This window comes from Metabacillus sp. 22489, assembly GCF_052044855.1.
Lineage (GTDB): Bacteria > Bacillota > Bacilli > Bacillales > Bacillaceae > Metabacillus > Metabacillus niabensis.
Genome location: NZ_JBQENT010000004.1, coordinates 69,320 through 93,941, shown reverse-complemented (window position 1 = coordinate 93,941; position 24,622 = coordinate 69,320). Strand labels below are relative to the sequence as shown.

Genomic DNA, 24,622 nt, shown 5'->3' with positions numbered 1-24,622 from the left:
TCGAACATTCATATATAAATCGCTTCACACTAGCTTGCAAAAATGATTTTTATTCCATGATACAGGCATTATGCCATAAAAAAATAGCATTATGATATTCTTATATTCATGCAATCATGGTAATTTAATTCTTATAACAAAGAAATTGAAATGTAAAAAGGGAGAACAAAAATGTAAGGGCATACATTTTTGTTGATGTTGCGTCGATTGAATTAATTTTATAAAGGTTGATTGGAGCAAAAGCGCGAGACTCCTAAGGGATAAAAGCAATGTAGTTTACGAAAACAGCCATCTTAAAAATAAGCTTAGAATAAAGAACTTAATGAGGACAATCACATGTTGATTGGAACTTATACTTTGATTCTCTAATCCAAAGGGGTGGTAAATATAAAGCTTTATAAAGTAAAAGAAAAATTAAATGATTTAAAGCTAAGGAATAAGTTAATTCTTTCTTTTATCGTTGTTGTGTTCATTCCCGTCATCATTGTCGGGGGATTTTTAACGAATGAGCTGAGGAAGTTAGCGTTAGTTGATGCAGAGCAAGAGGCTGTAGCAAATATGGAAAGGGTGAAACAGCGAACTTTAGAAGTCTTAAAAGTCCCTGTTTATATATCAAATAATCTTTTATATGATCAGCGGTTAGGACAAATTGTTAACACCGATTATGAAGATTTATATGACGTTGTCTTATCGTACCGCGATTATAATATTTTCCAGAGCTACCGAAGCATTTATAAAAATGAAATTAGAAACATAAAATTTTATACGGAAAACGAGACATTATTAAACAATTGGCAAATTGTCCCTGTGGATGAAAATGTCGAAAATTCCGATTGGTATCGCAATGCTAAAAACGGGAAAGGGTTAATTCGTTGGGATTATATTGAAGATGATACAAGCAATGGTAATAAATATTTAAGCCTAGTTAGAAAAATAGACTTTGTTGAATATGAAAAAAGCGGTGTACTAGTTATTCAATTAAATACGAAAATGTTTAACCTCATTTTATCGCAAGAATCGCAACCAACAATGATCGTTGATGATGATAATAATATTATTAGCTCTAATCAAAAGGATTTCATTGGGAACAAGCTGCAAAATATTATCGATTCACAAGAAATATTAGCGGGTAAAACCGGAACCTTTCAAGGGATGACTCAGGACGTTTCTACACATATTTTGGTTGATTCGATTCAGCTTGATAGTAGTGTAAACCATGTACGAATTATCTCACTTATTGCGGATAAAGAGATTGGACTTAATGCAAATATGTTTGGGAAAATGGGTCTTTTCGTTGTGACGATTAGCGTATGTATCGCATTGCTATTAATCTATTATATTTCAAAATTACTTTCAAATCGCCTCATTAGGTTAAGCTCTCAGATTGGCCAAGTAGGAAATGGCAATTTTAATACACATATTTTAATAGATGGAAAAGATGAAATTGGTCAGCTGTCTAAACAACTTGATCGAATGGTGAAAAATATTAAACAGCTTTTAAATGAAGTATATGAATCAAATCGACAAAAAAACCTTCTTGAAAGAAAGCAAAGTGAAATTAAATTTAAAATGCTAGCTAGTCAAATGAATCCTCATTTTGTTTTTAATGCATTAGAGTCGATACGAATGAAGGCACATATTCGAGGAGAACAGGAAATAGCACGAGCAGTAAAGCTACTTGGAAAATTAATCAGAAACAGCATTGAAGTTGGTTCACGAAATGTGAATCTTATTAGTGAAATAGAAGTAGTCCGTTCCTATCTTGAAATTCAAAAATTCCGTCATGGTGATCGATTGAATTATTTTATCGAAATTGACCCACAAACAAAGCAAATTCCGATTCCACCCCTTATTATTCAACCGTTAGTAGAAAATGCTGTCATCCATGGTGTTGAAAAAAAAGAATCAGGCGGAAGTGTCTATGTTAAGACACTTCTATGTGAAAAGGGTCTTCTTGTTGAAGTAACAGATAACGGCATTGGGATAAGTGAAGAAAGACAGCAGGAAATTTTCAAGGCGTTAAATGAACAAGAGGAAAAAGAGGGGATGAGGATAGGGTTAAGGAACATTCATCAAAGACTACAGCTTTCTTACGGTAAAGATGCAGGGCTGCATATTGAAAGTAAAAAGCATATTGGGACAAAGATTTACTTTATAATACCGACCTTTAGGAGGAGTTAGAATGTTGAAGGTTATGATTGTTGATGATGAACCAACGACCCTTCAAGGATTAGTCACCCTAATTCCTTGGGAAATATATGGGTTTGAAGTCGTTGGAACTGCTAGAAATGGGAACGATGCTTTAAATAAATTTCAGACACTTTTACCTGATGTGATGATTGTCGATATGATGATGCCAGGTATTACAGGAATTGAGCTTATTCGTAGGATACGAGAACAGAATTCTTCGGTTGTGATCATCATTTTAAGTGGGCATGCTGAGTTTGAATTTGCCCAACAAGCGATGAAGTATAATGTGAAAGGATATTTGCTAAAGCCTATCGATGAGGATGAGTTAATCCACCATTTGCAGGAAGTAGAAAAAACGGTTGAGGAGAATGATGAATATTTAGAGTTAAAGGTAAAGATGATCCAAGAAAAAAAGGAAGCGCTCCTCCTTGATGCGATTAAAGGAATAAACAGCTTAAAGCTAAATCAATTTCTTAAACATGATATGAAGTGGAACATGTGTAAGCTCCTGCTTGTAAAACCCTATGGCGACCTATATTATCTGAACGAATTTAAAGAAACATTCATCAATTGCTTTGAACAAACGAATAGTGGATTCGTATTCATATATGATTCAAAAATTGGAATTCTTCTCAATGCTGAACATATGCTTGCAAGGCAGGAGGAGCACCTCTTTGCTAAGGTTCAAAAAATTTGTCATGAACATATGACGAATTTTACAGCAGCAATATCGGAATCATTTGATGATATGGAATGCCTTCAGGAGGTATTTGAAAAAATTGTAGCGATAGCGGAGCGTCAATTTTTTTATCTGGAAGGTGTACTATTACATGAACGATTAAAACCGATTTTTGAAATAGAAAAGGATACATGTTCTGAAGAGGAAAAGCTTAATCTTCCATTATTCGTTGATAAGTTATTGTTAGCGATGGAGGTCGGAGATAAGCAAGCGATTAATCGAATCCTTACAGAAATTGCCCAACAATTCGTAAACAGGAACGCGTCAGAAAGTGAAATGAAAACGAATTTCATTCAAATCATTTCATCATTATTAAACAAGCTTATGTATGTTTATCAGGATATTCGTGAAACGATAGGGAATGTATTATCAAAGGTTTTCGAAATTGAGAAGCAACCAAATATTAGTAAGCTATTACTGTTCGCAAATGAATTACTATCAGAAATCATTGAAAAAATGGATGTAAATAATTCGAATATTTTAGTAAAAAAAATGATTAATTTAATTGAAAGCAATTATGAAAAAAACATTAAATTAGAAACATTAGCTGAAATACTGAACTATAATCGTGGGTATTTAGGGAAAATTTTCAAAAACGAGACAGGTGTGCATTTCAACACATATTTAGATAAAGTGCGAATTGAAAATGGGAAAAAATTATTGCTACAGGGGCTTAAAGTATACCAAGTTGCAGAACGAATTGGGTTTTCAAACGTTGACTATTTTCATAGTAAATTTAAAAAATATGTAGGCATGTCCCCTTCAAAATTTCGCAAGCACCATCAAATACAATGAATAGGCTTAATCGATAAAGCAAAAGTGTCGGTGTTTTCATCTGACACTTTTTTGTTAGCGGAAAATGGTTAGCATTGGTGAATTCTAGATTTAGTGCAATGTACAGCAATTTAAATTTCTATTTTAGAAAAAGTACAATTGATTTGTAAGCGTTTTCTAAATTTTTGTATGATTTTTGGTGACAATAGTTAGGTATTTTTTAAGTAATAATTCAAATACAATAAAGTTACAAGGAGGGGGATATATGGAGTTACAAAAACAGAAAGCGTTTCCAAGTGACGCTGTTGCGACGGAAAGGATAAATAAGCGTAGCTTTTGGAAGGTGTTTGCTAGTCAGAAAATTTTATATATGATGTCGCTTCCTTTTGTTGCATTAGTATTCGTTTTTAATTACTTGCCACTTTGGGGATGGACAATGGCCTTTCAAAATTTTAGACCGGGAAAGGCATTTCTTGAGCAGGAATGGGTTGGTTTTGAGCATTTTATTCAATTATTTACCGATGAACGTTTTTATATGGCTCTGCGAAATACATTGGCGATGAGTTTATTAGGATTAATCGTTGGATTCACAGTCCCAATTATCTTTGCCATTTTACTAAATGAAGTAAGGCACTCCGTTTTTAAACGGACAGTGCAAACTGTTACGTATTTACCACACTTTGTATCATGGGTAGTTGTAGCAGGAATCGTAACAAAAGTGCTCTCTACTGATGGCGGAATTGTGAATGATATTTTACTAGGCTTAGGTATTATAGATGAACCATTTCAATTTATGGCACAGGAAACATGGTTTTGGGGGATTGTAACGGTCTCTGATTTATGGAAGGAAATGGGCTGGAATGCAATTATCTTTTTAGCCGCCATTGCAGGTCTTGATCCTCAACTATATGAGGCAGCAAAGGTAGATGGTGCCGGAAGATTGAGAAGAATTTGGCATGTGACATTACCAGGGATTAGACCGACGATTTTAGTTGTTCTTATTTTAAATATTGGACATTTAGTTAGCATTGGCTTTGAAAAGCAAATGCTATTAGGAAATTCTCTAGTTGTTGATTACTCCGAGGTGCTAGATTTGTATGCGCTTAACTATGGGATTGGCTTAGGTCAGTTCTCGTACGGTACTGCAATCGGGATTTTTAATTCGGTCGTAAGTATTACATTATTATTCCTTGCAAACGGAATATTTAAGCGTTTTTCAAATCAAAGTGTCATGTAGGAGGTTGGAAGAATGAATAGAGTCGGAACGAAACGTTTAAGTAAAGATTTATTGTTTGATTTCCTTAACTATACATTGCTGACAGTTATTATGATTGTTACGCTTTATCCCTTTTTGAATGTGCTTGCGATCTCGCTAAATGATTCAACAGATACGGTTCGAGGTGGCATTCATATTTGGCCTCGTGAATTTACATTCAATAATTATTTGGAAATTGCAAAATACGATAATCTTGTTACAGGTTTTATGAACTCTGTATTACGGACTGTTATCGGAACAGTAATTGGAGTATTTGCACAGGCGATGGTTGCATTTACATTGAGCCGTGCTGATTTTCAGGGGAGAAAATTTGTCTCAACATTCATTGTGTTAACAATGTATTTTTCAGGTGGCCTTATTCCTGGGTATATGCTGATTCGTGATTTAGGGTTAATGAATTCATTTTGGGTTTATATTCTTCCTGGGCTAGTAAGTGCGTTTAACATTATCATTATACGTTCATTTATGGATGGGATTCCTTTTTCACTTCAGGAATCAGCAAAAATGGATGGGGCTAATGATTTCACGATTTTTTATCGGATTATCTTACCGCTTTGTAAGCCAGTATTAGCAACCATTGCACTGTTTGTTGCAGTCGGACAATGGAATAGCTGGTTTGATACGTATTTATATAACAGCATGAATGAAAGTTTAACAACGTTACAGTACGAGTTAATGAAGATTCTCGATAATACAACAGTTGGCGGTAATATTGATGCAAGTCAAATGAAGCCAAACGAAGCTGAAAGCAATCATGTATCACCAGATTCAATAAAAATGGCGATTACGATGGTAACTGTTATTCCAATTATGATGGTATATCCATTCGTTCAAAGATATTTCATCCAAGGGATGACATTAGGAGCTGTTAAACAATAATCATATGTTGGTGTCTACAGCTTAGGCTGTTTATACAATAAATCAGAGCATATAAAAGGGGAGGAATTCTTAAGTGAAGCCTTTAAACAAACTATTTAGCTTTCTGGTTTTCGCGGTCCTTATGACAGTTATGGTTGCTTGTAAAGATTCGAGTGAGGATGCTTCAACAAAACCTAAAAAGACATCTGATGAAGGGACACCGATTACGTTTACGGTCTTTGACTCAGATGCAAATAATGATTGGGAGAACATGGAAAGCCCAATAGGAAAAAAGATTACTGAGGACACTGGGGTAACACTTGATCCAGAATTTGATATTGATGGCGGTCAAACAAAGATCCCATTAATGGTTGCTAGCGGTGAATATCCAGATTTGATTACTTCAAAAGGGGCAAGCCAGCTAGTTGAAGCAGGAGCATTAATCGACCTTGCGCCACTTATTGAGGAGCATGCGCCTAATATTAAAAAAATGCTTGGTGATGAAATTGACCGTTTAAAATGGAGTAAAGAAGACCCATCCATCTATGTTTTGCCAAACACGGCAATTGACCACCAACCAATGACACCAGGCTTTGCAGCACTTGTACAACATGATGTTGTAAGAGAGCTTGGTTATCCTGAAATGAAAACGTTAGAGGATTTGGAAAATGCGTTAAGAGAATATTCTAAAAAACACCCTGAGATAGATGGTCAGCCGACAATTCCATTAACGTTGCAAACAGATGGCTGGCGCTTCCAAGCCTCTACATTAAATAGCGGATTTATGTTTACTGGTGCATCTGATGATGGCGAATATTATATTGATCCTGAAACATATGAGGCGACATTACATTACCGTCGTCCAGAGGAAAAAGAGGTCTTTAAATGGTATAACCATATGAACGCAGAAGGATTATTAGATCCGGAATCATTTGTTCAAAAAGAAGATCAATGGTTAGCGAAAATGTCATCTGGACGTGTGCTAGCAACGATAGCTCCAGATTACATGATTTATGATGCGCAAAATGCCTTACGTGATGCAGGTAAACTTGAAAGAATGTACGGTTTCTACCCAATTACATTAAGTGAGGAATTCAAGCATCACGCATATCAAAGCAATGGCTTCCAGGTTGGCTGGGGAATTGGAATTACAGTTGATTGTGAAGATCCAGTTCGTGCAATTAAATTCCTTGATTATTTAGTATCAGAAGAAACACAGATTATGCTCAACTGGGGTATCGAAGGTGTTCACCATGAAGTTGTTGATGGTAAGCGTGTTATCCCTGAAGAGGAATGGGAAAAGCGGAGAAATGACAAAGATTATTTAAAGAAAACAGGTATTGGCTATAATTTCCAACGATTTGCGCCACGATATGGTGATGGTGCACTTGATTCAACAGGGCAAACCTTTACCGTGAATACCCGTGAGCTTGCGATCGAAGGGTTAACAGATGTAGAAAAAGAAGTGCTAAAAAATTATGGTGTTGAGCTTTGGAAGGACTTATATCCAAGTGCAGATGATTTTCCAGTTAAGCCTTGGGGAGCAGCTTATAACTTAGCAATTCCAGCTGGCTCAAAGCTTGAGGTAGCAAATCAACGGATGCTTGATATTACATTTAAGCGGATACCTGAAGCGATATTGGCTGATCCAAATGAATTTGATGATGTATGGAAGAAGTATATGGATGATTTAGATAAAGCAGGAGTCGAGGAAGCAGAAGAGGAATTTTCGAAAATTGTTAAAGGTACTGTCGAATTATGGAATGAGTAAGTAGATGTTTTTTAGAAAGGGTTCTATTTTGGAACCCTTTCTCAATTTATCAAATGGTGATTTGGATAAAGCTTGCAGAAGTTTGTTTCAACTAAAATGGAGAAGCAATGATAAAACAGGCCAATCTAATATAAGAGGTGAGAAAATGAGCAATATCGAGACTAGTCATAATGTAAAAATGATTTTTCAGGCAGAAGAAGGAAGTTTATCAGGTGGATATATCTCAACTTCATTATCAGGTTTTTCGGGAAAAGGCTATGTTACTGGTCTACTGAATGAAGGAGATAGTCTTGAGGTTAAAGCAGACATTCCGAATGATGGTCAATATAAGCTTTTGATTAGACTTGCTTCAATGGAAGGGGAGAAGAGAAATTTTCTTTACATTGATGGTGATTGTTATGGACAATTTATATCTGAAAAAACGGATAGCTTCGAAGAATTAGAAATATGCACGCTCTTTTTTACGAAAGGGCTACATACAATAAAAATTGTTAAAGACTGGGGTGGAGTGGATATTGATTGCTTCATGATCACGTCTACAACACCTACCAATCATTACACCCCAACATTTCAGCTAGTGAATAAAGACTCATCTGCAGGTGCAAAAAAGTTAATGAATTTCTTTCGTGAGATATATGGTCAAAAAATCATTACAGGTCAGCATACAGCTGCTGCCCATGGACCAGAATTAGATCATATTAAAAAGGTGACAGGAAAGCTGCCGGCTTTAAGAGGATTTGATTTACTAAGCTATTCCTTTATGACCGATACAGAAGAACCTACAGACCATAAATTAATCGAAATTGAAGAAAATAAAGGATCGATTGAAAGTGCGATTGAATGGTCAACAAGATTTAATGGAATCGTGACGTTTTGCTGGCATTGGTATGCACCTACTGGAGGAAAGGATAAAACGTTTTATACCGAAAATACACAATTTGACTTGAACAAAGCGCTTATTCCCGGTACTACTGAATATGAAGCATTGCTTTCAGATATGGATGAAATTGCTCTGCAGCTAAAGAAATTAAAGGATGCCAACGTACCCGTTTTATGGAGACCACTTCATGAAGCTGATGGTGGATGGTTTTGGTGGGGAGCGAGTGGCCCGGAAGCCTATAAAAGTCTTTATAAATGGATGTTTGAGCGGTTTACAAAGGAACATCAATTAAACAATTTAATTTGGGTCTGGAATGCACCGAATAAAGAATGGTACCCAGGAGATGATTATGTAGATATTGCAGGTGTTGATACATATGTTCCAAACGGTGAGTATGGACCGTTAAAATGCCCATTTGACCACCTGCAAGCACTAATAAATAATCAAAAACCAATTGCCTTAACAGAAAACGGACCGATTCCAGATCCGGAAAAGCTCATTAAAAGCCGGACACCTTGGTTATGGTATATGCCGTGGTACGGAGATTTTGTTTTTAACGGATTAAGCACTAGTGAAGAGCAGCTGAAAAAGGTGTACGATCATCCGTATTGTCTCACCCTTGAAGATTTACAAAGTGTAAGTTTAAAAGAATCATAAGTGGCAAAAAGAGGCTGGCTCCTTGAGCCATCCTCTTTCTGCTTCTCATGTAATCTAGCTCAAGTTATTTTGCTAGTTTCTTCATTAACTCTACCGCATTCTCCTTGTTTTCTGCACCCTTTTTAATAGCAGCAACAATTTGTGTTTCCTTCATATCAAATCCTTTGAAGATGCTCATGTCTTCAATGATGATTCCGTATAATTGCTCTGTTTTGTCCTCTTCAGTACTGCTAAATACAAGCTTGCTACTATCTACAGCTTCTTTTATCGAAGGATCAACCTGATCGATAGGCTGAAATACATCTGCTGCAACGAGCCGTTCATAATTAGCATAATCCATTAAGAAGATATCTGAATTGTCCTCAACAAGAGTAACGACACTTTTTTGCTGACTCGCAACATCCATTGAATCATTGACCGTTAAAGGTGAGTAGTTCAAGTTGACTGTGACTCGTTCCCAATCAGGAAATTGCGCTAAAATATTGTCAGCAACAGGCGTTGTTTCATTGCTAATATTAAAATACTCTCCTAGTAATAAGACGCGTACGTTTTCAGGTGGAAGATTTTCTAATGCTTTCTTTTCCTGGTAATTTTCAACAATTGTAAAGATGATTGAACCTAAAACTGCCAAGAGTACGAGAACACCAACGATATGAAGCTTGTAATAATAAAAGAAATGCCCTACCTTTTTTTTAAAGCTCTGTTCTTCAACAGGTGTAACCGAACCGTATTGTCTAAAGGTTTTAATTGTATTGTATGCTGTCGTTATTTCGTCCATATTTAGATCATTATTTGAAGTTTGTTCAGTTAATAGAGCGCGATTTCGTCTTACCCATACCATATATTGCTTTTCAACTTCTTCATCACTAGCAGTCTCGGAAACTCCCAATATTTTATATGCTTCGTTTATGTCCACGAAAATGCTCACTCCTTCTACCTATTGTTGTTCATGCAGTGTTGATTGTATTTAAATAGTTTGTTAAATCTATATATGTATTATATAAGGTAATTCCCAGAAAGGTAAGCGATTTCACTGATTGTTAGTCTCGCCTAGTTTTTTTGAAAATTTTTTAAAGTAAGAAATGATAAAAATTTGTACAAAGTTTTGATGTCAATGCTCATTTCCAATATGTCTTTTGCTTGCCAGTGCTGAACGAGGCGCTTGTACTCTATTTAGTTCAAACCTATCAATTATTATAACATAGGTTGTTATATAGGATGGATTATAATTAAGGAGCTGACTTACTACTAGTCCACATTAATTTCTTTTTTTTAAAGTCGTTTGCTGTATCTACAAAATGATATAGATGAAAATATGCTATTTATTGTAAAATGCAAGATAATAAAAGGGTGATTGGGGGAGCTGTAGTTGATTCAATATATTTCAAAGAGCTTACCTACAAAAGACCTGTATCTTAATCAGTTCGGATTTGAACAGTGTTCACCAGGGCATTATTTTGGACCTGCGATACGGGACTATTATTTAATTCATTACATAACAAAAGGAAAGGGAAGCTTTCGTGTCGGCGAGCATCTGTATGAATTAAAACGAGGACAGGGTTTTTTAATATGTCCAGATGCTGTAACCTTTTATCAGGCTGATAAAAAAGACCCTTGGCATTATTATTGGGTAGGGTTTAATGGTGAAAAAGCAGCTCAGTTTTTAAAGGAAGCAAATTTATCCCAAGAGAATCCCATTTTATCTTATACGAAAGATGGATTTTTCGAAGAGCAATTTGAAAAAATGTGTAAGGTAAAAAATGTTGAAAAGAATGGTGAATTAATGGGGTTAGGCTATCTGTATATCCTTTTGTCAGCATTAATTGAGTGTAATACTAAACTAGATTCGTTAAAAACATCAGGAAATAAGAAAAAGGAATATGTGAAACAAGTTCTTGATTTCATTTGTACCAACTATGCTAGTAAGATTACCGTAACAGAAATTGCTTCTGTGATTGGTTTAAATCGAAGCTACTTGAGCTCAATTTTTAAAGAAACAACACAATTAAGTATTCAGGAATATATCGTGCATTATCGAATTTCGAAGGCAAAAGAGCTGCTTGATAAGAAGGAGCTATTGATAGGTGATATTTCACGTTCAGTCGGTTACACTGACCCATTATTGTTTTCAAAAATATTTAAAAAGGTGAATGGTGTATCACCTTTGAATTATCGGAAGAAGCAGCAAAAAACATAAGTGGAGGCTACTGCTAAGTCAATAGAACGCAAAAAAACTAGAAACTTTTAGTGTTCTGAAAGGATGACGTGATATGAAAGGGAAAACGAATGCGATGAGACTGCTTGATTCAAAATAGATCATGTATGAAATCATCACATATGAGGTTGATGATGGTGAAATAAATGGGGTAGCTGTCGGAAAAAAAATAAATAAGCCAGTTGATATGGTTTATAAAACACTTGTTGCTAGATGGGACAAGTCCATTTATGTCTTTGTTATTCCAGTCGCAGAGGAGCTTGATTTAAAAAAAGCGGCAAAGGCATCTGGAGAAAAAAGGCTCGAGATGGTAGCAGTTAAGGACCTTTTAAAAGAAACAGGCTACATAAGGGGAGGCTGTTCTCCGATCGGTATGAAAAAAATATATCCGACCTATATCGATAAACGAGCAGCATTATTGGAAAAAATCATTGTAAGCGGCGGAAAAATTGGATTTCAAATCGAATTGAGCCCTAATGATTTAGTAGGTGTTGTGAATGCAAAATATGTTGATTTAATAAAATAAAATTTATAATATTTTTCAGTTGCTAAATAGGCCAAAATATACGTTTGAAATATATGCAAGAATTTGTTCAAAAAAAGTTCATTTTGATTAAGAAAATGGTTTCTTTTGGGGACAGTCCCTCATCATTATTGCGAGGGATTTGCAGTTTCGAAGGAGCCATTTTTTTATTTGGCCAATTTTCCCAAACGAAAATAAAAGAAATAGTTTGTGATCTTTTTCACATTATGGTAATATACTTTTCTGGAAGGAGATTTTTTTCATCTAATGATATTAATGGTGAAAATAAAGGAATTCGAAACCAATTAATCTTCCAAACAATAAATTCTTTTCCAAATTTGTTGAGAATTTGTGAAGAAACTTCGTCTAAATTTCGAAAATTGGTGAAAAATTGCTGAAAAATAGTTTTCAAGAGTTTCGTTTTTCTATTCATTTGTTAATATATGTAGGTGATATAAATCTTACATGAAATTTTCTATTTGTATTATGACTTGTCTTGAAAGGATGGTGAACATAGATGTTCAAAAAAATGAAGCCATTTTTTATGTTAGTTACAGGGCTATTATTTGTTATGGTTTTAAGTGGATGTAGCGAAATGGCGATATTTGACCCGAAAGGTCCAAATGCAGAAACATTACGTGACTTAATTATGCTATCAATCTACTTCATGATTGGAATTATGGTAGTTGTTTACGTCTTGTTTACCTTTGTGATTGTGAAATTTAGAGACCGTAAAGGCAGAGGGGATAAAGATTATGAACCGAACATGCACGGTAGCACAAAATTGGAAATTATCTGGACAATAATTCCGATTATTATCGTTGTTCTGCTTTCTATTCCAACTGTTAAGGCGCTTTATGAATTAAAAGAGCCACCAAAAGAAACGGCTCATATTGAACCGATCGTTATTCATGCAACATCAGCTGACTGGAAGTGGATTTTCTCTTATCCTGAGGAGAATATTGAAACAGTTAACTATGTTAATGTTCCAGAGGATCGTCCTGTTCTCTTCAAAATTACATCTGCTGATTCAATGAGTTCATTTTGGGTACCGCAAATCGGTGGTCAAGTGTATGGAATGCCAGGAATGGTAAATGAACTATACTTACAAGCAGATGAGCCAGGAACATATGAAGGACGTAACTCAAACTTTACTGGTCAAGAAATGGCAGACCATGAGTTTGAATTCCATGCTCTTAAAGAAGATGAGTATGAAGCTTGGGTGAAGGATACCCAAGAAAATGGAGAAAAATTAACAGAAGAAACATACGAAAAATTAATGATACCTGGAACAGTTGACGAAATGACATTTTCATCAACACATTTAGATTTCGTTGATCATGGAATCGATTCAGGTGTATATGCATTAAAAGTTCGTGAGAAATACGGAATCGAACAAAATAAACATGGTCATGAAGAAAAGGTTGACCTAGATGAACTAGAGCCAGTAAAAGATGTAGAAACACATACAGACGATAGTTCTAGTCATCATCATCACCACTAAGAGGGGAGGAACTGCTCATGTTTGATTTTATAAAGGATAATTTAATCCTTAATGATCCAATGCTTATCGGAGCGAACATTTCCATTGTTTTAACAATGATTGCGATAGTGTTCATTCTTACTTATTTTAAAAAGTGGAAATGGCTTTGGACAGAATGGTTAACAACAGTTGACCATAAGAAAATTGGAATTATGTACATTATCGCGGCGGTTATTATGTTATTCCGTGGTGGTGTCGATGCATTATTAATGAGAGCTCAACTAACAGTTCCTAATAATGAATTTTTAACATCACAGCACTATAATGAAATTTTTACAACACATGGTACGATCATGATTATTTTCATGGCAATGCCATTTATTATGGGATTAATGAACGTTGTTATTCCACTCCAAATTGGAGCTAGAGACGTTGCATTCCCTTATTTGAACGCACTAAGCTTTTGGGCATTTTTCTTTGGAGCGATTCTTTTTAATATTTCCTTCGTGTTCGGTGGATCACCAGATGCAGGTTGGACGAACTATGCTCCATTAGCTATTGAAGGTAGCTCAGGGCCAGGTATTAACTATTACCTACTCGGTCTGCAAATATCTGGTATCGGAACGTTACTTACAGGTATTAACTTTATCGTAACAATTATTAAAATGCGTGCTCCAGGTATGACATTAATGAGAATGCCAATGTTTACTTGGACAGGATTAATTACAGCATTTATTATCGTGTTTGCATTCCCGGTATTAACTGTTACATTAGCCTTAATGACATTTGACCGATTGTTCGGCTCACATTTCTTTACAATGGCTGATGGTGGTATGCCGATGCTTTGGGCAAACCTATTCTGGATTTGGGGACATCCTGAAGTATATATCGTTATTTTACCAGCGTTTGGTATTTTCTCTGAAATCTTTGCAACATTTGCGAAGAAAACATTATTTGGTTATAAATCAATGGTTGTTTCAATCGTATCGATTTCATTCTTAAGTATGTTAGTTTGGGTTCACCACTTCTTTACAATGGGTGGCTCTGCTGCAGTTAACTCAGTGTTCTCGATTACGACGATGGCGATTGCGATTCCAACCGGTATTAAAATCTTTAACTGGTTATTAACCCTTTATAAAGGGAAAATTGAATTTACAGTTCCGATGTTATGGTCTGTAGGGTTTATTCCGACATTCCTTATCGGAGGGGTAACAGGGGTAATGCTTGGTATGGCAGCAGCTGACTTCCAATACCATAACAGTTACTTCCTAGTAGCTCACTTCCATTACACATTAATTTGTGGTACTGTATATGCTTGTTTTGCTGGATTCGTATTCTGGTATCCAAAAATGTTCGGTCATAAATTAAACGAACGATTAGGAAAATGGGTATTCTGGTTATTCAATATCGGATTTAATGTATGTTTCTTACCACAATTCTTATTAGGTTTCGACGGTATGCCAAGACGTATTTACACATACGGACCTGAAGATGGCTGGACTGGACTAAACGTTGTATCAACAATCGGTGGTCTCTTAATGGGTGTTGCCTTTATTATTCTTGTATATAACGTATACTACAGCTTCCGTTATTCAAAACGTGAAACTTCAGGCGATCCATGGGGTGTTGGCCGTACATTAGAATGGGCAACATCATCAGCTGTTGCACCACACTATAACTTTGCGGTAACACCAGAAGTAAAAGGACTTGACGCTTTCTGGTTAATGAAACAAGAGAAAAAAGCAGGTAAGAAGGAAAAAGTTGAATATAAACCAATTCATATGCCAAGCAATGCGGGTACACCTTTTGTCATCTGTGTATTCTTCTTTATTGCAGGATTTGGTCTAGTATTCAAATTGTGGTGGATGGCAATTCTTGGCGGTATCGGAATTTTAGCATGCATGGCATTACGTTCATTACGTTCTCATAAAGAAGATGAAGGATTCTATGTCAGCGTGGAAGAAATTATACAAACAGAACAGAATAAGGAGGCGTGAGTTTATGGCACAAGTAAATAGTAATATGAGTCCTAACACGCCCTTGGAATATCAATCTAGTATTGGTAGATTGAATATATTTGGATTCTGGGTCTTCTTGGGCGCTGAAATGGCATTATTTGCAACAATCTTTGCAACATTTTTTGTACTAAATGGCAACACAGGCGGAGGTCCTCTGCCTGGTGAGCTATTCGACTTGAAGAATACAATGATCATGACATTACTTTTGTTAACAAGTAGTTTTACGAGTGGCTTAGCTATTCATGAAATGAGAAGAAACAATACAAAGTCAATGGTCATTTGGACAATTATTACATTATTGTTCGGTTTAGGATTTTTATATTTAGAAATTGAAGAGTTTGTTCACCTTGTTCATGAAGGTGCAACAATCGGTACGAATGCATACTGGTCTAGCTTTTATTTCTTAACAGGTACACATGGACTTCACGTATCTATCGGGATTTGCTGGATTACATTAATTCTTTTACAAATAAAAAGTAGAGGTTTAACACCAGATACAGCTAAAAAGGTATTTATCTCAAGTTTATACTGGCACTTTTTAGACTTTGTATGGATTTTCGTCTTTACTGGTGTATACCTATTAGGGATGGTGGGATCATGAGTAGTAAAGCAAATAATCACCATTTTCCATGGATGCAAATTATCGGATTTTTACTTTCAGTTGGCCTAACTTTCCTAGCAGTATGGGTTGGACTTGATGCAGGCTTAGCAATGAACACAATCATTGTTATCGTTTTTGTACTTGCATTTTTACAAGCTGCGATTCAGTTATTTATGTTCATGCACGTAACAGAAGGTGAAGGTGGATGGCAAGTAGGTAAAATGCTATCAGCTACATTTATTGCACTTGTTATTGTTGTCGGTTCCGTTTGGGTTATGACATCAATGCACTAATAAATATAGAATCGACTGAGAGATGACTTTCTAAAGTTACTAATAAAAGCCTCGGCTAAAGGGTATTGACCTTTAATCGAGGCTTTTTATTTTGCATTCCTCACATTATAAAGTGAAATTGTTACTTTAGACTCTTCATATAAAGCGATTAGTAGCCCTGTTCTCAAAGGGTTATTAGAGCATATCAGCTGGATAAAGAACAAGCTCTTCATCACTATATAAGAAAAAGTATCTAGAAAAATATAAAAATAATATTGTACAAACCTATTTTCTATGATATATTTTATTTGCAAGTTAAGTGCAAACGATTTCGCAAATAGTTGCACAAATGTAGACGTATACATATTAAATATAAGCGAGAATAATGTAGAAAATTCAGTTATTTTCGGGGATTAATATGTTGATCAATTCGTTTATATTGCTTGTTAGTGCAATCGTTTTCCTTGATTGATGCACAAAATAAATATACGGGGGTATTAAGATGGGTAAAAAGAAATTCTTTTTAGGGCTTTTCTCTATTTTATTTCTTGTAAGCGTTGTATTAACTGGCTGCTCTTCTTCTGATGATGCTGGTTCGGGAGATGGTGGCTCAGATGGAGATAAAGTCACATTAGATGTGTTTCAATTCAAAGTTGAGTTTAAGGATCAGTTCGAAGATGTAGCAAAGCAATATGAAGAAGCAAATCCTGGTGTGAAAATTAACATTCAAACTGTTGGTGGTGGAGAAGATTACGGTGCAGCATTAAGATCAAAATTTGCATCTGGTGATGAACCAGCAATCTTCAACATTGGTGGACCAACTGATGTTATTGACTGGGAAGATAACCTAGCTGATTTAACAAATACAAAGGCTGCAGGTGCAGCGCTTGAAGGTACACTTGATGGAGTGACAAAAGACGGTAAAGTTTTAGGATTACCATTTAACCAAGAAGGATATGGTTTAATCTACAATACAGAAATTTTTGAAAAAGCAGGGATTAATCCTGATGATATTAAAGATATGGCTTCATTAGAAGCTGCTGTAAAAACGTTAGATGAGAAAAAAGGTGACCTTGGTCTTGATGCTGTATTCGCATTACCAGCAAAAGAAACTTGGGTAACTGGTCAGCATTTAGCAAATGCATTTATTTCACCTGAATTTGATGGAAACGTAACAAAAGCATTTGAATCGAAAACAATTGGCTTTGAATATAGCGATGCAATGAAGGCATTCGTTGATTTACAAAACAAATATTCTGTACAACCTACAGTAAGCCTTGATTATTCTCAACAAGTTGAAGAATTATTCTCAACTGGTAAAGTTGCGATTATTCAACAAGGTAACTGGGTATATGGCTCTATCGCTGGCATTGATGAAGAGCTAGCTAACAGCAAGGTTGATTTCTTACCAATTCCTGTTCCAGGCTACAAAGAAGATTCTATTCCTGTTGGCGTACCAATGTACTGGGCTGTAAATAGCCAAAAGGATAAAAAGGTTGTAGAGGAAGCAAGCAAGTTTTTAGATTGGTTATATACATCTGACGAAGGAAAAGAAGTTGTAATAAACGATTTCAAATTCGTTCCTGCATATGAAGGGTATGATGCATCAAAAATTAGTGATCCATTATCAAAAGCAGTTTATGAATACTCAGAAGCTGGAAAAACAATTGGCTGGACATTCAGTGGTTATCCATTGAACTGGGCGCAAAATGTTCTTGGAGCAAATATCCAAAAATATTTACTTGAAGAAGCATCATGGGATGACATCATCAACGATTCTAAAAAGCAATGGGAAGAAGCAAGAGCCGAATAAATGTAAGTAGAAATGAGATTTGCTAGGGTCAGTCTCCTTTTAAAAAGGGACTGGCCTCTAATTAAAAAAGTGGGTCATTCCATAATGGAAGGCAAGTGATGCTATCTATTATGGAGTGCCTTACTTGTTCATCGTGCAGGGCGCTGAAAAAATAAAAATGAAAAAATTTGAACTTGAATGGTATCGTTCATTTATTGCTGAACAAGGTTCTAATTTACATCATGTGGAGGGATTATACATGCGTACTAGGGATTTGGCCTACTGGTTGTTTTTAGCTCCGGTGTTACTAGCATTATTATTAGTAATCATCGTGCCCTTATTAATAGGTGTTTATTATTCATTTACAGATTGGAATGGAATTAAAGTAGGTTCATTTGTTGGACTTGAGAATTATATCGATGCATTTAAGGATAAGGAATTTCTCGCATCTCTTTGGTTCACAGTGAAATTTTCTGTTGTATCGATAATCTTTACAAATGTAATTGGTTTAGGGTTAGCCCTTATTGTAACAACAAAAATTAAATCTAGTAAATTGTTAAGAACGGTCTTTTTTATGCCGAACTTAATTGGTGGATTAATTCTAGGGTTCATTTGGCAATTTATCTTCATTAAAGTTTTTGCTGGTCTCGGTGATATCCTTGGAATAGAGGGGTTAAAAGGCTGGTTATCTACTACTGAAACTGGTTTTTGGGGCTTAGTTATTTTAATGAGCTGGCAAATGGCAGGTTATATTATGATTATCTATATTGCCTACTTAGAAGGCCTACCAGGAGAATTATTAGAAGCTGCTGAAATTGATGGAGCGGGCCCTTTCAAAAAATTCCGTTATGTGATATTTCCATTAGTTGCTCCGGCATTTACAGTTAGTATGTTCTTAACATTATCGAATTCTTTTAAACTATATGACCAAAACCTTTCATTAACTGCAGGTGGTCCTTTTAATTCAACACAAATGGTTGCGATGGAAATTTTTAAAACAGCGTTTGGTGAAACAGAAATGGCGTTTGCACAATCTAAAGCAGTTATTTTCTTCATTATCGTTGCCGTGATTTCATTAACACAAGTGTATATCAACAAGAAACGGGAGGTTGAAATGTAATGCGGAGAAAAAGCCTTCTACCTATAGAAATTTTAGGGATAATCCTTGGATTGCTATGGTTATCACCCTTTTATTTGATGATAGTTAACTCATTTAAAACAAAAAAAGAGATTTTTACAGATGTTTTAAAATTACCTAGTGAATTTACGTTTGATAACTATATTGAAGCGTTTGAAGAGCTTGATTTTATGCATACACTAGTAAACTCTCTCATCATTACCGTTATAAGTGTTGTCATTATCGTCATCTTTTCATCAATGGCTGCATATGCGTTATCTCGTAATAAAAGCAAAACAAGTACAGTTTTATTTATGTTATTTGTTGCAGCGATGTTAATACCTTTCCAATCGGTAATGATTCCACTTATTACGGTATTCGGGCAGGCGGATATGCTAAATCGTGTGGGACTTATTTTCATGTATCTAGGCTTTGGTAGCAGCTTATCGATCTTCCTATTCCATGGGACGTTAAATGGAATTTCTAAATCATTAGATGAAGCTGCAATTATTGATGGCTGTAACAAGTTCCAAGTTTTTTGGTACATTATCTTCCCGATGCTTAAACCGATAACTGTAACGGTTGCGATTTTAAACATTATTTATATTTGGAATGACTACTTATTACCATCATTAGTTATTAACCAAGAGGGATTACAGACAATTCCTTTAAAAATGTTCTTCTTCTTTGGAGAGTATACGAAGCAATGGCACCTAGCTTTGGCAGGTTTAACAATTGCAATTATCCCAGTTATTCTCGTTTATTTCTTTGCGCAACGCGAGATTATTAAAGGGATGACAGAGGGAGCTGTTAAGTAAGTAGAAACGTATCATGCTCCATGAGCTATATAATTTCTTCTTACTAAAGAAAGAGCTATCGTAAAATATGCTTGCATCCCAAGGGGTCTCCGCTTTTCTTCTAATTGAAAAGCGGAGTTCCTGCAAATATCTAATGAAGAAGATTTTTTGAGGATACCGTTTCCAAGTATTTGTTTCTTAAGTAAAATAGAAGAATATATAACTAAAAGAAAATAAGAACTTATTGTAGATTTGTATTAATTAAATTATAAAAAAGGGGTTCTCTTTCTTATAAAGGGGCAGCTCCATAAGAGACAGCTTGAGGGTAAGGTGGTTGTTAAAATGATCGTTACAATAAAAGATGTTGCCAAAAAGGCAAATGTTGCACCTTCTACGGTGTCAAGGGTGATCGCGAATAGCCCGCGTATAAGTGAAAAAACGAAAAAGCGTGTTCGTGAAGTGATGGAGGAGCTAGGATATTATCCAAACTTTCAAGCGCGTAGTCTTGCTGCAAAAAGTACGCAATCTATTGGAGTCATTATGCCAAATTCGGCTTACCATGCATTCCAAAATCCATTCTTCCCAGAAGTATTAAGAGGAATAAGTAAAAATGCCCATGCGAATAAATATGGAATTTATTTATCAACAGGATCAACGGAAGAAGAGATTTATGCAGAAGTAACGTCTATGGTTCAAGGGAGACGTGTTGATGGTGTTATCCTCCTCTATTCACGAATCAATGATAAAACGATGAAATTTCTACAGGAAACTAATTTTCCTTTTACGGTCGTTGGGCGTCCTGATCAAAATGAAGAGCGAATTACCTTTGTTGATAACGATAACATTTTCATAACAAAGCAAGTAACAAAATATTTAATCGAGCTCGGTCATCGTCATATTGCATTTGTAGGTGGCAGCCTTGACTTTGTTGTGACAATTGACCGCCTTAATGGATATAAGCTAGCCCTTAATGAAGCAGGTATACCTTTTAATAAAGACTATATGGTACATGAAGAATTTATTAAAGATAATGGAAAAGAAGCGCTAAAATCACTTATGTCTTTAGATTCACCTCCTACTGCGCTTGTGACACAGGATGATCTTATAGCATATGAAATGATTAGTCATTTAGGAGACATGAACATTAAAGTGCCTGAAGATATTTCAATTGTTAGTTTCAATAACTTAATGCTCTCAGAACATTCAAAACCACCATTAACATCAGTTGATATTTGTATTGACCAGCTAGGTTTTGAAGCAACGAGCTGCCTTATTGAAAAAATAGAAAAGCCTGATACATTACCAAAGAGAATTACGATCCCAACGAAATTTATTGAGAGAAAATCATGTGAACGAAGACAATCATAATTTGATAAATAATTAGGTTAAAGAGAGGAATCAACATGAAGAAAGCATGGTGGAAAGAAGCCGTAGCCTATCAAGTTTATCCAAGAAGCTTTATGGATTCAAACGGTGACGGAATCGGAGATCTTCAAGGGATGATTTCCAAATTAGATTATATTAAAGAGCTCGGAATTGATGTCATTTGGATTTGTCCGATGTACAAATCTCCAAATGATGACAATGGATACGATATAAGCGATTATCAGGATATTTTAGATGAATTCGGAACAATGGCTGATTTTGATGAGCTTTTAGCTGAGGTCCATAAACGCGGGATGAAGCTAATTATCGATTTAGTGATAAATCATACGAGTGACGAGCATCCATGGTTTATTGAATCACGCTCGTCAAAGGATAATCCAAAGCGAGATTGGTATATTTGGCGGGACGGAAAGGATGGAAAAGAGCCAAATAACTGGGAAAGCATTTTTAATGGTTCGGCATGGGAATATGATGAAAAAACAGGTCAATATTATATGCACATCTTTTCAACAAAGCAGCCTGATTTAAATTGGAAGAACGAAGAGGTTCGTCATTCTTTATATCAGATGATCAATTGGTGGCTTGACAAAGGAATTGATGGATTCCGAGTCGATGCGATTAGCCATATTAATAAAGAAGAAGGCCTAAAGGATATGCCGAATGAAAAAGGTCTAAAATATGTCCCATCCTATGAAAAACATATGAACGTTGAGGGAATCCATAAATATTTAAAGGAATTAAAGGAAGAAACCTTTGTGAAATATGATATTATGACCGTTGGTGAGGCGAATGGTGTTAGCGCTGACAATGAAAAGGATTTGGATGAATGGGTCGGCGAGGAAAATGGGAAGTTCAATATGGTCTTCCAATTTGAGCATTTAACTTTATGGGATGCAAGCAAGAAAAAGAAATTAGATATAATAGAATTAAAGGATGTTTTATCGAGATGGCAAAAAGGTCTTGAAAATAAAGGGTGGAATGCATTATTCATCGAAAATCATGACCAGCCGCGAAGAGTCTCAACATGGGGAAATGATGAGGAATATTGGTATGAAAGTGCGACTGCATTAGGAGCAATGTATTTCCTTATGCAAGGAACACCGTTTATCTATCAAGGCCAGGAAATAGGTATGACAAATGTGAAATTCAATCATATTGAAGACTATAATGATGTTGCCACAAAAAATCTCTATCGTTTTAAACGTGAGGAAGGTATGTCACATAAAGAGGTTATGGAAATCATTTGGGCATCAAGCAGAGATAATTCGCGAACGCCAATGCAATGGTCTTCTGAAGTCAATGCAGGTTTTACAACTGGGACACCATGGATAGGAATAAATGAAAACTATAAAGAAATTAATGTAGCTGCTCAACAGGAAAATAACCGTTCAGTGCTGCAATTTTATAAAAATATGATTCGCTTAAAAAAGGCAAATGAAGTATTCACATATGGAACATATAATCTTATCCTTGATGATCACCCACAAATATATGCTTATACACGAACAACAGAAGATAATCAAGTTGTAGTGTTTGCAAATCTTTCAGAAACGATGGCGACTTGGGAGGAACATTTAGCTTTCCATGTTCATTCTAACGACCTTTTGTTAGCGAATTACGAAGTAGAAGACCATGATTCTGTGAATGTTTTCACATTGAAGCCATATGAAGCAAGAGTATATCGAATCAAATCATAAGAGAGAAGGATATCACTAATTTAATGTGGTATCCTTTTTTCTTTGGAAACTATTAAAACAGGTTAACCTGGCTCCGTTATCACGGATTTCTATTTATTGTAAGCATAGCAAATGCTTACAGTAAAAAAGCTATGGTAAGATGAAAAGGATTGACGTGAGGGAGTGAATAAACATGGCTCAACATGATTTTACTGAAGGGAAAGTTGGAAAGCAAATATGGTTATTTTCCCTTCCTATCATGCTAACAAACTTATTGCAAGTTTCCTATCAGTTTATCGATAGCTTATGGGTTGGTAATCTATTAGGAGCAAATGCTTTAGGGGCTATTTCTGTTTCAAGTACAATTATTTTCACGATACTATCGTTCATTATAGGAATTAATAATGCAACATTAACAATCCTATCTCAGCATAAAGGACAAGAGAATGATGAAGGATTAAAAAGCTATGTAAATGCCTTTGTTGTCGTCCTTTTATTTTTATCAATTGCGTTAGGGATAATTGGCTATTTATGTTCAGAATGGCTCGTAACAATGCTTGGGACACCAGAATCAATGATTTCTGATGCAACTGTGTATTTGCAAATCAATTTTATTGGAATCCTCTTCTTATTTGGCTATAACTTCATTGGAACGGTGATGCGTGCACTTGGTGATAGCAAAACACCAATCCGTTATGTTGCGATCGCTGTTGTATTAAATGCAATTCTTGATCCGATTTTTATTCATAGCTTTAATTTAGGAATTGATGGTGCTGCATATGCAACTGTTATCTCACAAGGAGTTGCATTTTTGTACGGGATGATTGACTCTATTAAGAGACGTCTTGTTCCCTTTACGATGCCAAAATTACCGAAAAGAAATGAAGTCTTCACAATCTTAAAGCTAGGTATTCCATCAGGTCTACAAATGACCGTGATTTCAGCTGGTGTGATGGCGATAATGGGTGTTGTCAACACGTTTGGTGATAATGTTGTAGCGGGATTTGGAGCAGCGCAACGATTAGATAGTATTATTATGCTCCCGGCGATGGCACTCGGGACGGCTGTAAATAGTATGGCAGGGCAAAATATAGGTGCGGGAAAATGGAATCGTGTCCATCAGATTGCCAAATACGGTGTCCTAATGAATTTGTTCATTATGTTTATCATTAGTTTTATAGTTGTTGGATGTGCAAAGCTTGCAATCGGTCTATTTATTGATGAGGAAGCAGCCGTTCATTTTGGGATGAGGTATTTGCAAATTATTGCCTTCTTTTATCCGTTTTTAGGTATTAATTTTATTTTAAACGGAATTGTTAGAGCTGCAGGAGCGATGCTGCAAGTTCTAGTCCTAAATCTTATTTCGTTTTGGGTATTAAGAGTCCCGTTAACTTATTTATGTTCCCTATCGTTAGGAGAGAATGGCATTGCAGTTGGAATGGGTGTCAGCTTTGTCATTAGCAGTGCTTTTGCCTATGGATATTATAAATATGGGAAATGGACGGAAATGAAAATAACTAAAATAGAGAAAGGATAATAATGTGATTAATCAGAAAAATTACTGAAAAATCATTTAACTGCCTTGACACTTGCTCTA

The 24,622-nt window shown here is 35.6% G+C and carries 19 protein-coding genes; 18 read left to right on the top strand and 1 reads right to left on the bottom strand.

All coding sequences use genetic code 11. The features are described 5' to 3' along the window. Nucleotides 1–378: 378 nt before the first annotated feature. The 6 genes from ACTJJ9_RS03760 to ACTJJ9_RS03735 all read left to right on the top strand — a co-directional run bounded on the left by ACTJJ9_RS03760 (nt 379) and on the right by ACTJJ9_RS03735 (nt 9,145). Nucleotides 379–2,181 (top strand): sensor histidine kinase, encoded by a 1,803-nt coding sequence (locus ACTJJ9_RS03760; protein ID WP_255451775.1) that lies wholly within the window; start codon nt 379–381, stop codon nt 2,179–2,181. Nucleotide 2,182: 1 nt separating this feature from the next. Further along, nucleotides 2,183–3,724: a response regulator transcription factor gene (locus ACTJJ9_RS03755; RefSeq protein ID WP_095298553.1), complete on the top strand. Its 1,542-nt coding sequence runs from the start codon at nt 2,183–2,185 to the stop codon at nt 3,722–3,724. 244 nt (nt 3,725–3,968) lie between these two features. Then, entirely contained in the window at nt 3,969–4,940 is a 972-nt protein-coding gene (locus ACTJJ9_RS03750; protein WP_095298555.1) for an ABC transporter permease, read from the top strand. Between the two features lie 12 nt (nt 4,941–4,952). Then, nucleotides 4,953–5,858, top strand: coding sequence for a carbohydrate ABC transporter permease (locus ACTJJ9_RS03745; protein ID WP_145580587.1), 906 nt, complete (start codon nt 4,953–4,955; stop codon nt 5,856–5,858). A 73-nt stretch (nt 5,859–5,931) separates the two neighbouring features. Further along, on the top strand, nt 5,932–7,608 hold the full coding sequence (locus ACTJJ9_RS03740) for an ABC transporter substrate-binding protein (RefSeq protein WP_440768470.1): 1,677 nt from the start codon (nt 5,932–5,934) through the stop codon (nt 7,606–7,608). A gap of 145 nt (nt 7,609–7,753) precedes the next feature. Then, nucleotides 7,754–9,145 carry a glycosyl hydrolase gene (locus ACTJJ9_RS03735; protein WP_440768469.1) on the top strand — a complete coding sequence of 464 codons (1,392 nt, stop codon included), beginning with the start codon at nt 7,754–7,756 and terminating at the stop codon, nt 9,143–9,145. A gap of 64 nt (nt 9,146–9,209) precedes the next feature. Here the strand turns inward: ACTJJ9_RS03735 and ACTJJ9_RS03730 are convergent, their stop codons facing one another. Beyond that, entirely contained in the window at nt 9,210–10,061 is an 852-nt protein-coding gene (locus tag ACTJJ9_RS03730; protein WP_145580585.1) for a J domain-containing protein, read from the bottom strand. Nucleotides 10,062–10,514: 453 nt separating this feature from the next. Here ACTJJ9_RS03730 and ACTJJ9_RS03725 point away from each other — a divergent pair, with 453 nt between their 5' ends. The 12 genes from ACTJJ9_RS03725 to ACTJJ9_RS03670 all read left to right on the top strand — a co-directional run bounded on the left by ACTJJ9_RS03725 (nt 10,515) and on the right by ACTJJ9_RS03670 (nt 24,562). Further along, complete coding sequence (locus ACTJJ9_RS03725) at nt 10,515–11,342, top strand: AraC family transcriptional regulator (protein ID WP_145580584.1); 828 nt, start codon at nt 10,515–10,517, stop codon at nt 11,340–11,342. A gap of 121 nt (nt 11,343–11,463) precedes the next feature. After that, on the top strand, nt 11,464–11,886 hold the full coding sequence (gene ybaK, locus ACTJJ9_RS03720) for a Cys-tRNA(Pro) deacylase (protein WP_255451774.1): 423 nt from the start codon (nt 11,464–11,466) through the stop codon (nt 11,884–11,886). A gap of 514 nt (nt 11,887–12,400) precedes the next feature. Next, complete coding sequence (gene qoxA / locus ACTJJ9_RS03715; protein WP_095298566.1) at nt 12,401–13,387, top strand: cytochrome aa3 quinol oxidase subunit II; 987 nt, start codon at nt 12,401–12,403, stop codon at nt 13,385–13,387. 17 nt (nt 13,388–13,404) lie between these two features. Then, nucleotides 13,405–15,363, top strand: a complete 1,959-nt coding sequence (gene qoxB / locus ACTJJ9_RS03710) for a cytochrome aa3 quinol oxidase subunit I (RefSeq protein WP_095298568.1) — start codon at nt 13,405–13,407, stop codon at nt 15,361–15,363. Nucleotides 15,364–15,367: 4 nt separating this feature from the next. Then, on the top strand, nt 15,368–15,985 hold the full coding sequence (gene qoxC / locus ACTJJ9_RS03705) for a cytochrome aa3 quinol oxidase subunit III (RefSeq protein WP_095298570.1): 618 nt from the start codon (nt 15,368–15,370) through the stop codon (nt 15,983–15,985). Continuing rightward, nucleotides 15,982–16,278 (top strand): cytochrome aa3 quinol oxidase subunit IV, encoded by a 297-nt coding sequence (gene qoxD, locus ACTJJ9_RS03700; RefSeq protein WP_145580583.1) that lies wholly within the window; start codon nt 15,982–15,984, stop codon nt 16,276–16,278. Before qoxC ends, qoxD begins: the two co-directional genes overlap by 4 nt. Nucleotides 16,279–16,759: 481 nt before the next feature. Beyond that, the gene (locus ACTJJ9_RS03695) at nt 16,760–18,070 is read left to right on the top strand and encodes an ABC transporter substrate-binding protein (protein ID WP_145580582.1); all 1,311 of its coding nucleotides are present in this window, start codon (nt 16,760–16,762) and stop codon (nt 18,068–18,070) included. A 238-nt stretch (nt 18,071–18,308) separates the two neighbouring features. Beyond that, nucleotides 18,309–19,169 (top strand): carbohydrate ABC transporter permease, encoded by an 861-nt coding sequence (locus ACTJJ9_RS03690; protein ID WP_095298604.1) that lies wholly within the window; start codon nt 18,309–18,311, stop codon nt 19,167–19,169. Then, nucleotides 19,169–19,984: a carbohydrate ABC transporter permease gene (locus ACTJJ9_RS03685; RefSeq protein ID WP_095298576.1), complete on the top strand. Its 816-nt coding sequence runs from the start codon at nt 19,169–19,171 to the stop codon at nt 19,982–19,984. The genes ACTJJ9_RS03690 and ACTJJ9_RS03685 overlap by 1 nt, the downstream gene beginning before the upstream one ends. Nucleotides 19,985–20,305: 321 nt before the next feature. Beyond that, nucleotides 20,306–21,331: a LacI family DNA-binding transcriptional regulator gene (locus ACTJJ9_RS03680; protein ID WP_145580581.1), complete on the top strand. Its 1,026-nt coding sequence runs from the start codon at nt 20,306–20,308 to the stop codon at nt 21,329–21,331. A 35-nt stretch (nt 21,332–21,366) separates the two neighbouring features. Further along, the gene (locus ACTJJ9_RS03675; RefSeq protein WP_145580580.1) at nt 21,367–23,046 is read left to right on the top strand and encodes a glycoside hydrolase family 13 protein; all 1,680 of its coding nucleotides are present in this window, start codon (nt 21,367–21,369) and stop codon (nt 23,044–23,046) included. 172 nt (nt 23,047–23,218) lie between these two features. Beyond that, nucleotides 23,219–24,562: an MATE family efflux transporter gene (locus ACTJJ9_RS03670; protein ID WP_440768468.1), complete on the top strand. Its 1,344-nt coding sequence runs from the start codon at nt 23,219–23,221 to the stop codon at nt 24,560–24,562. Nucleotides 24,563–24,622 lie beyond the last annotated feature (60 nt).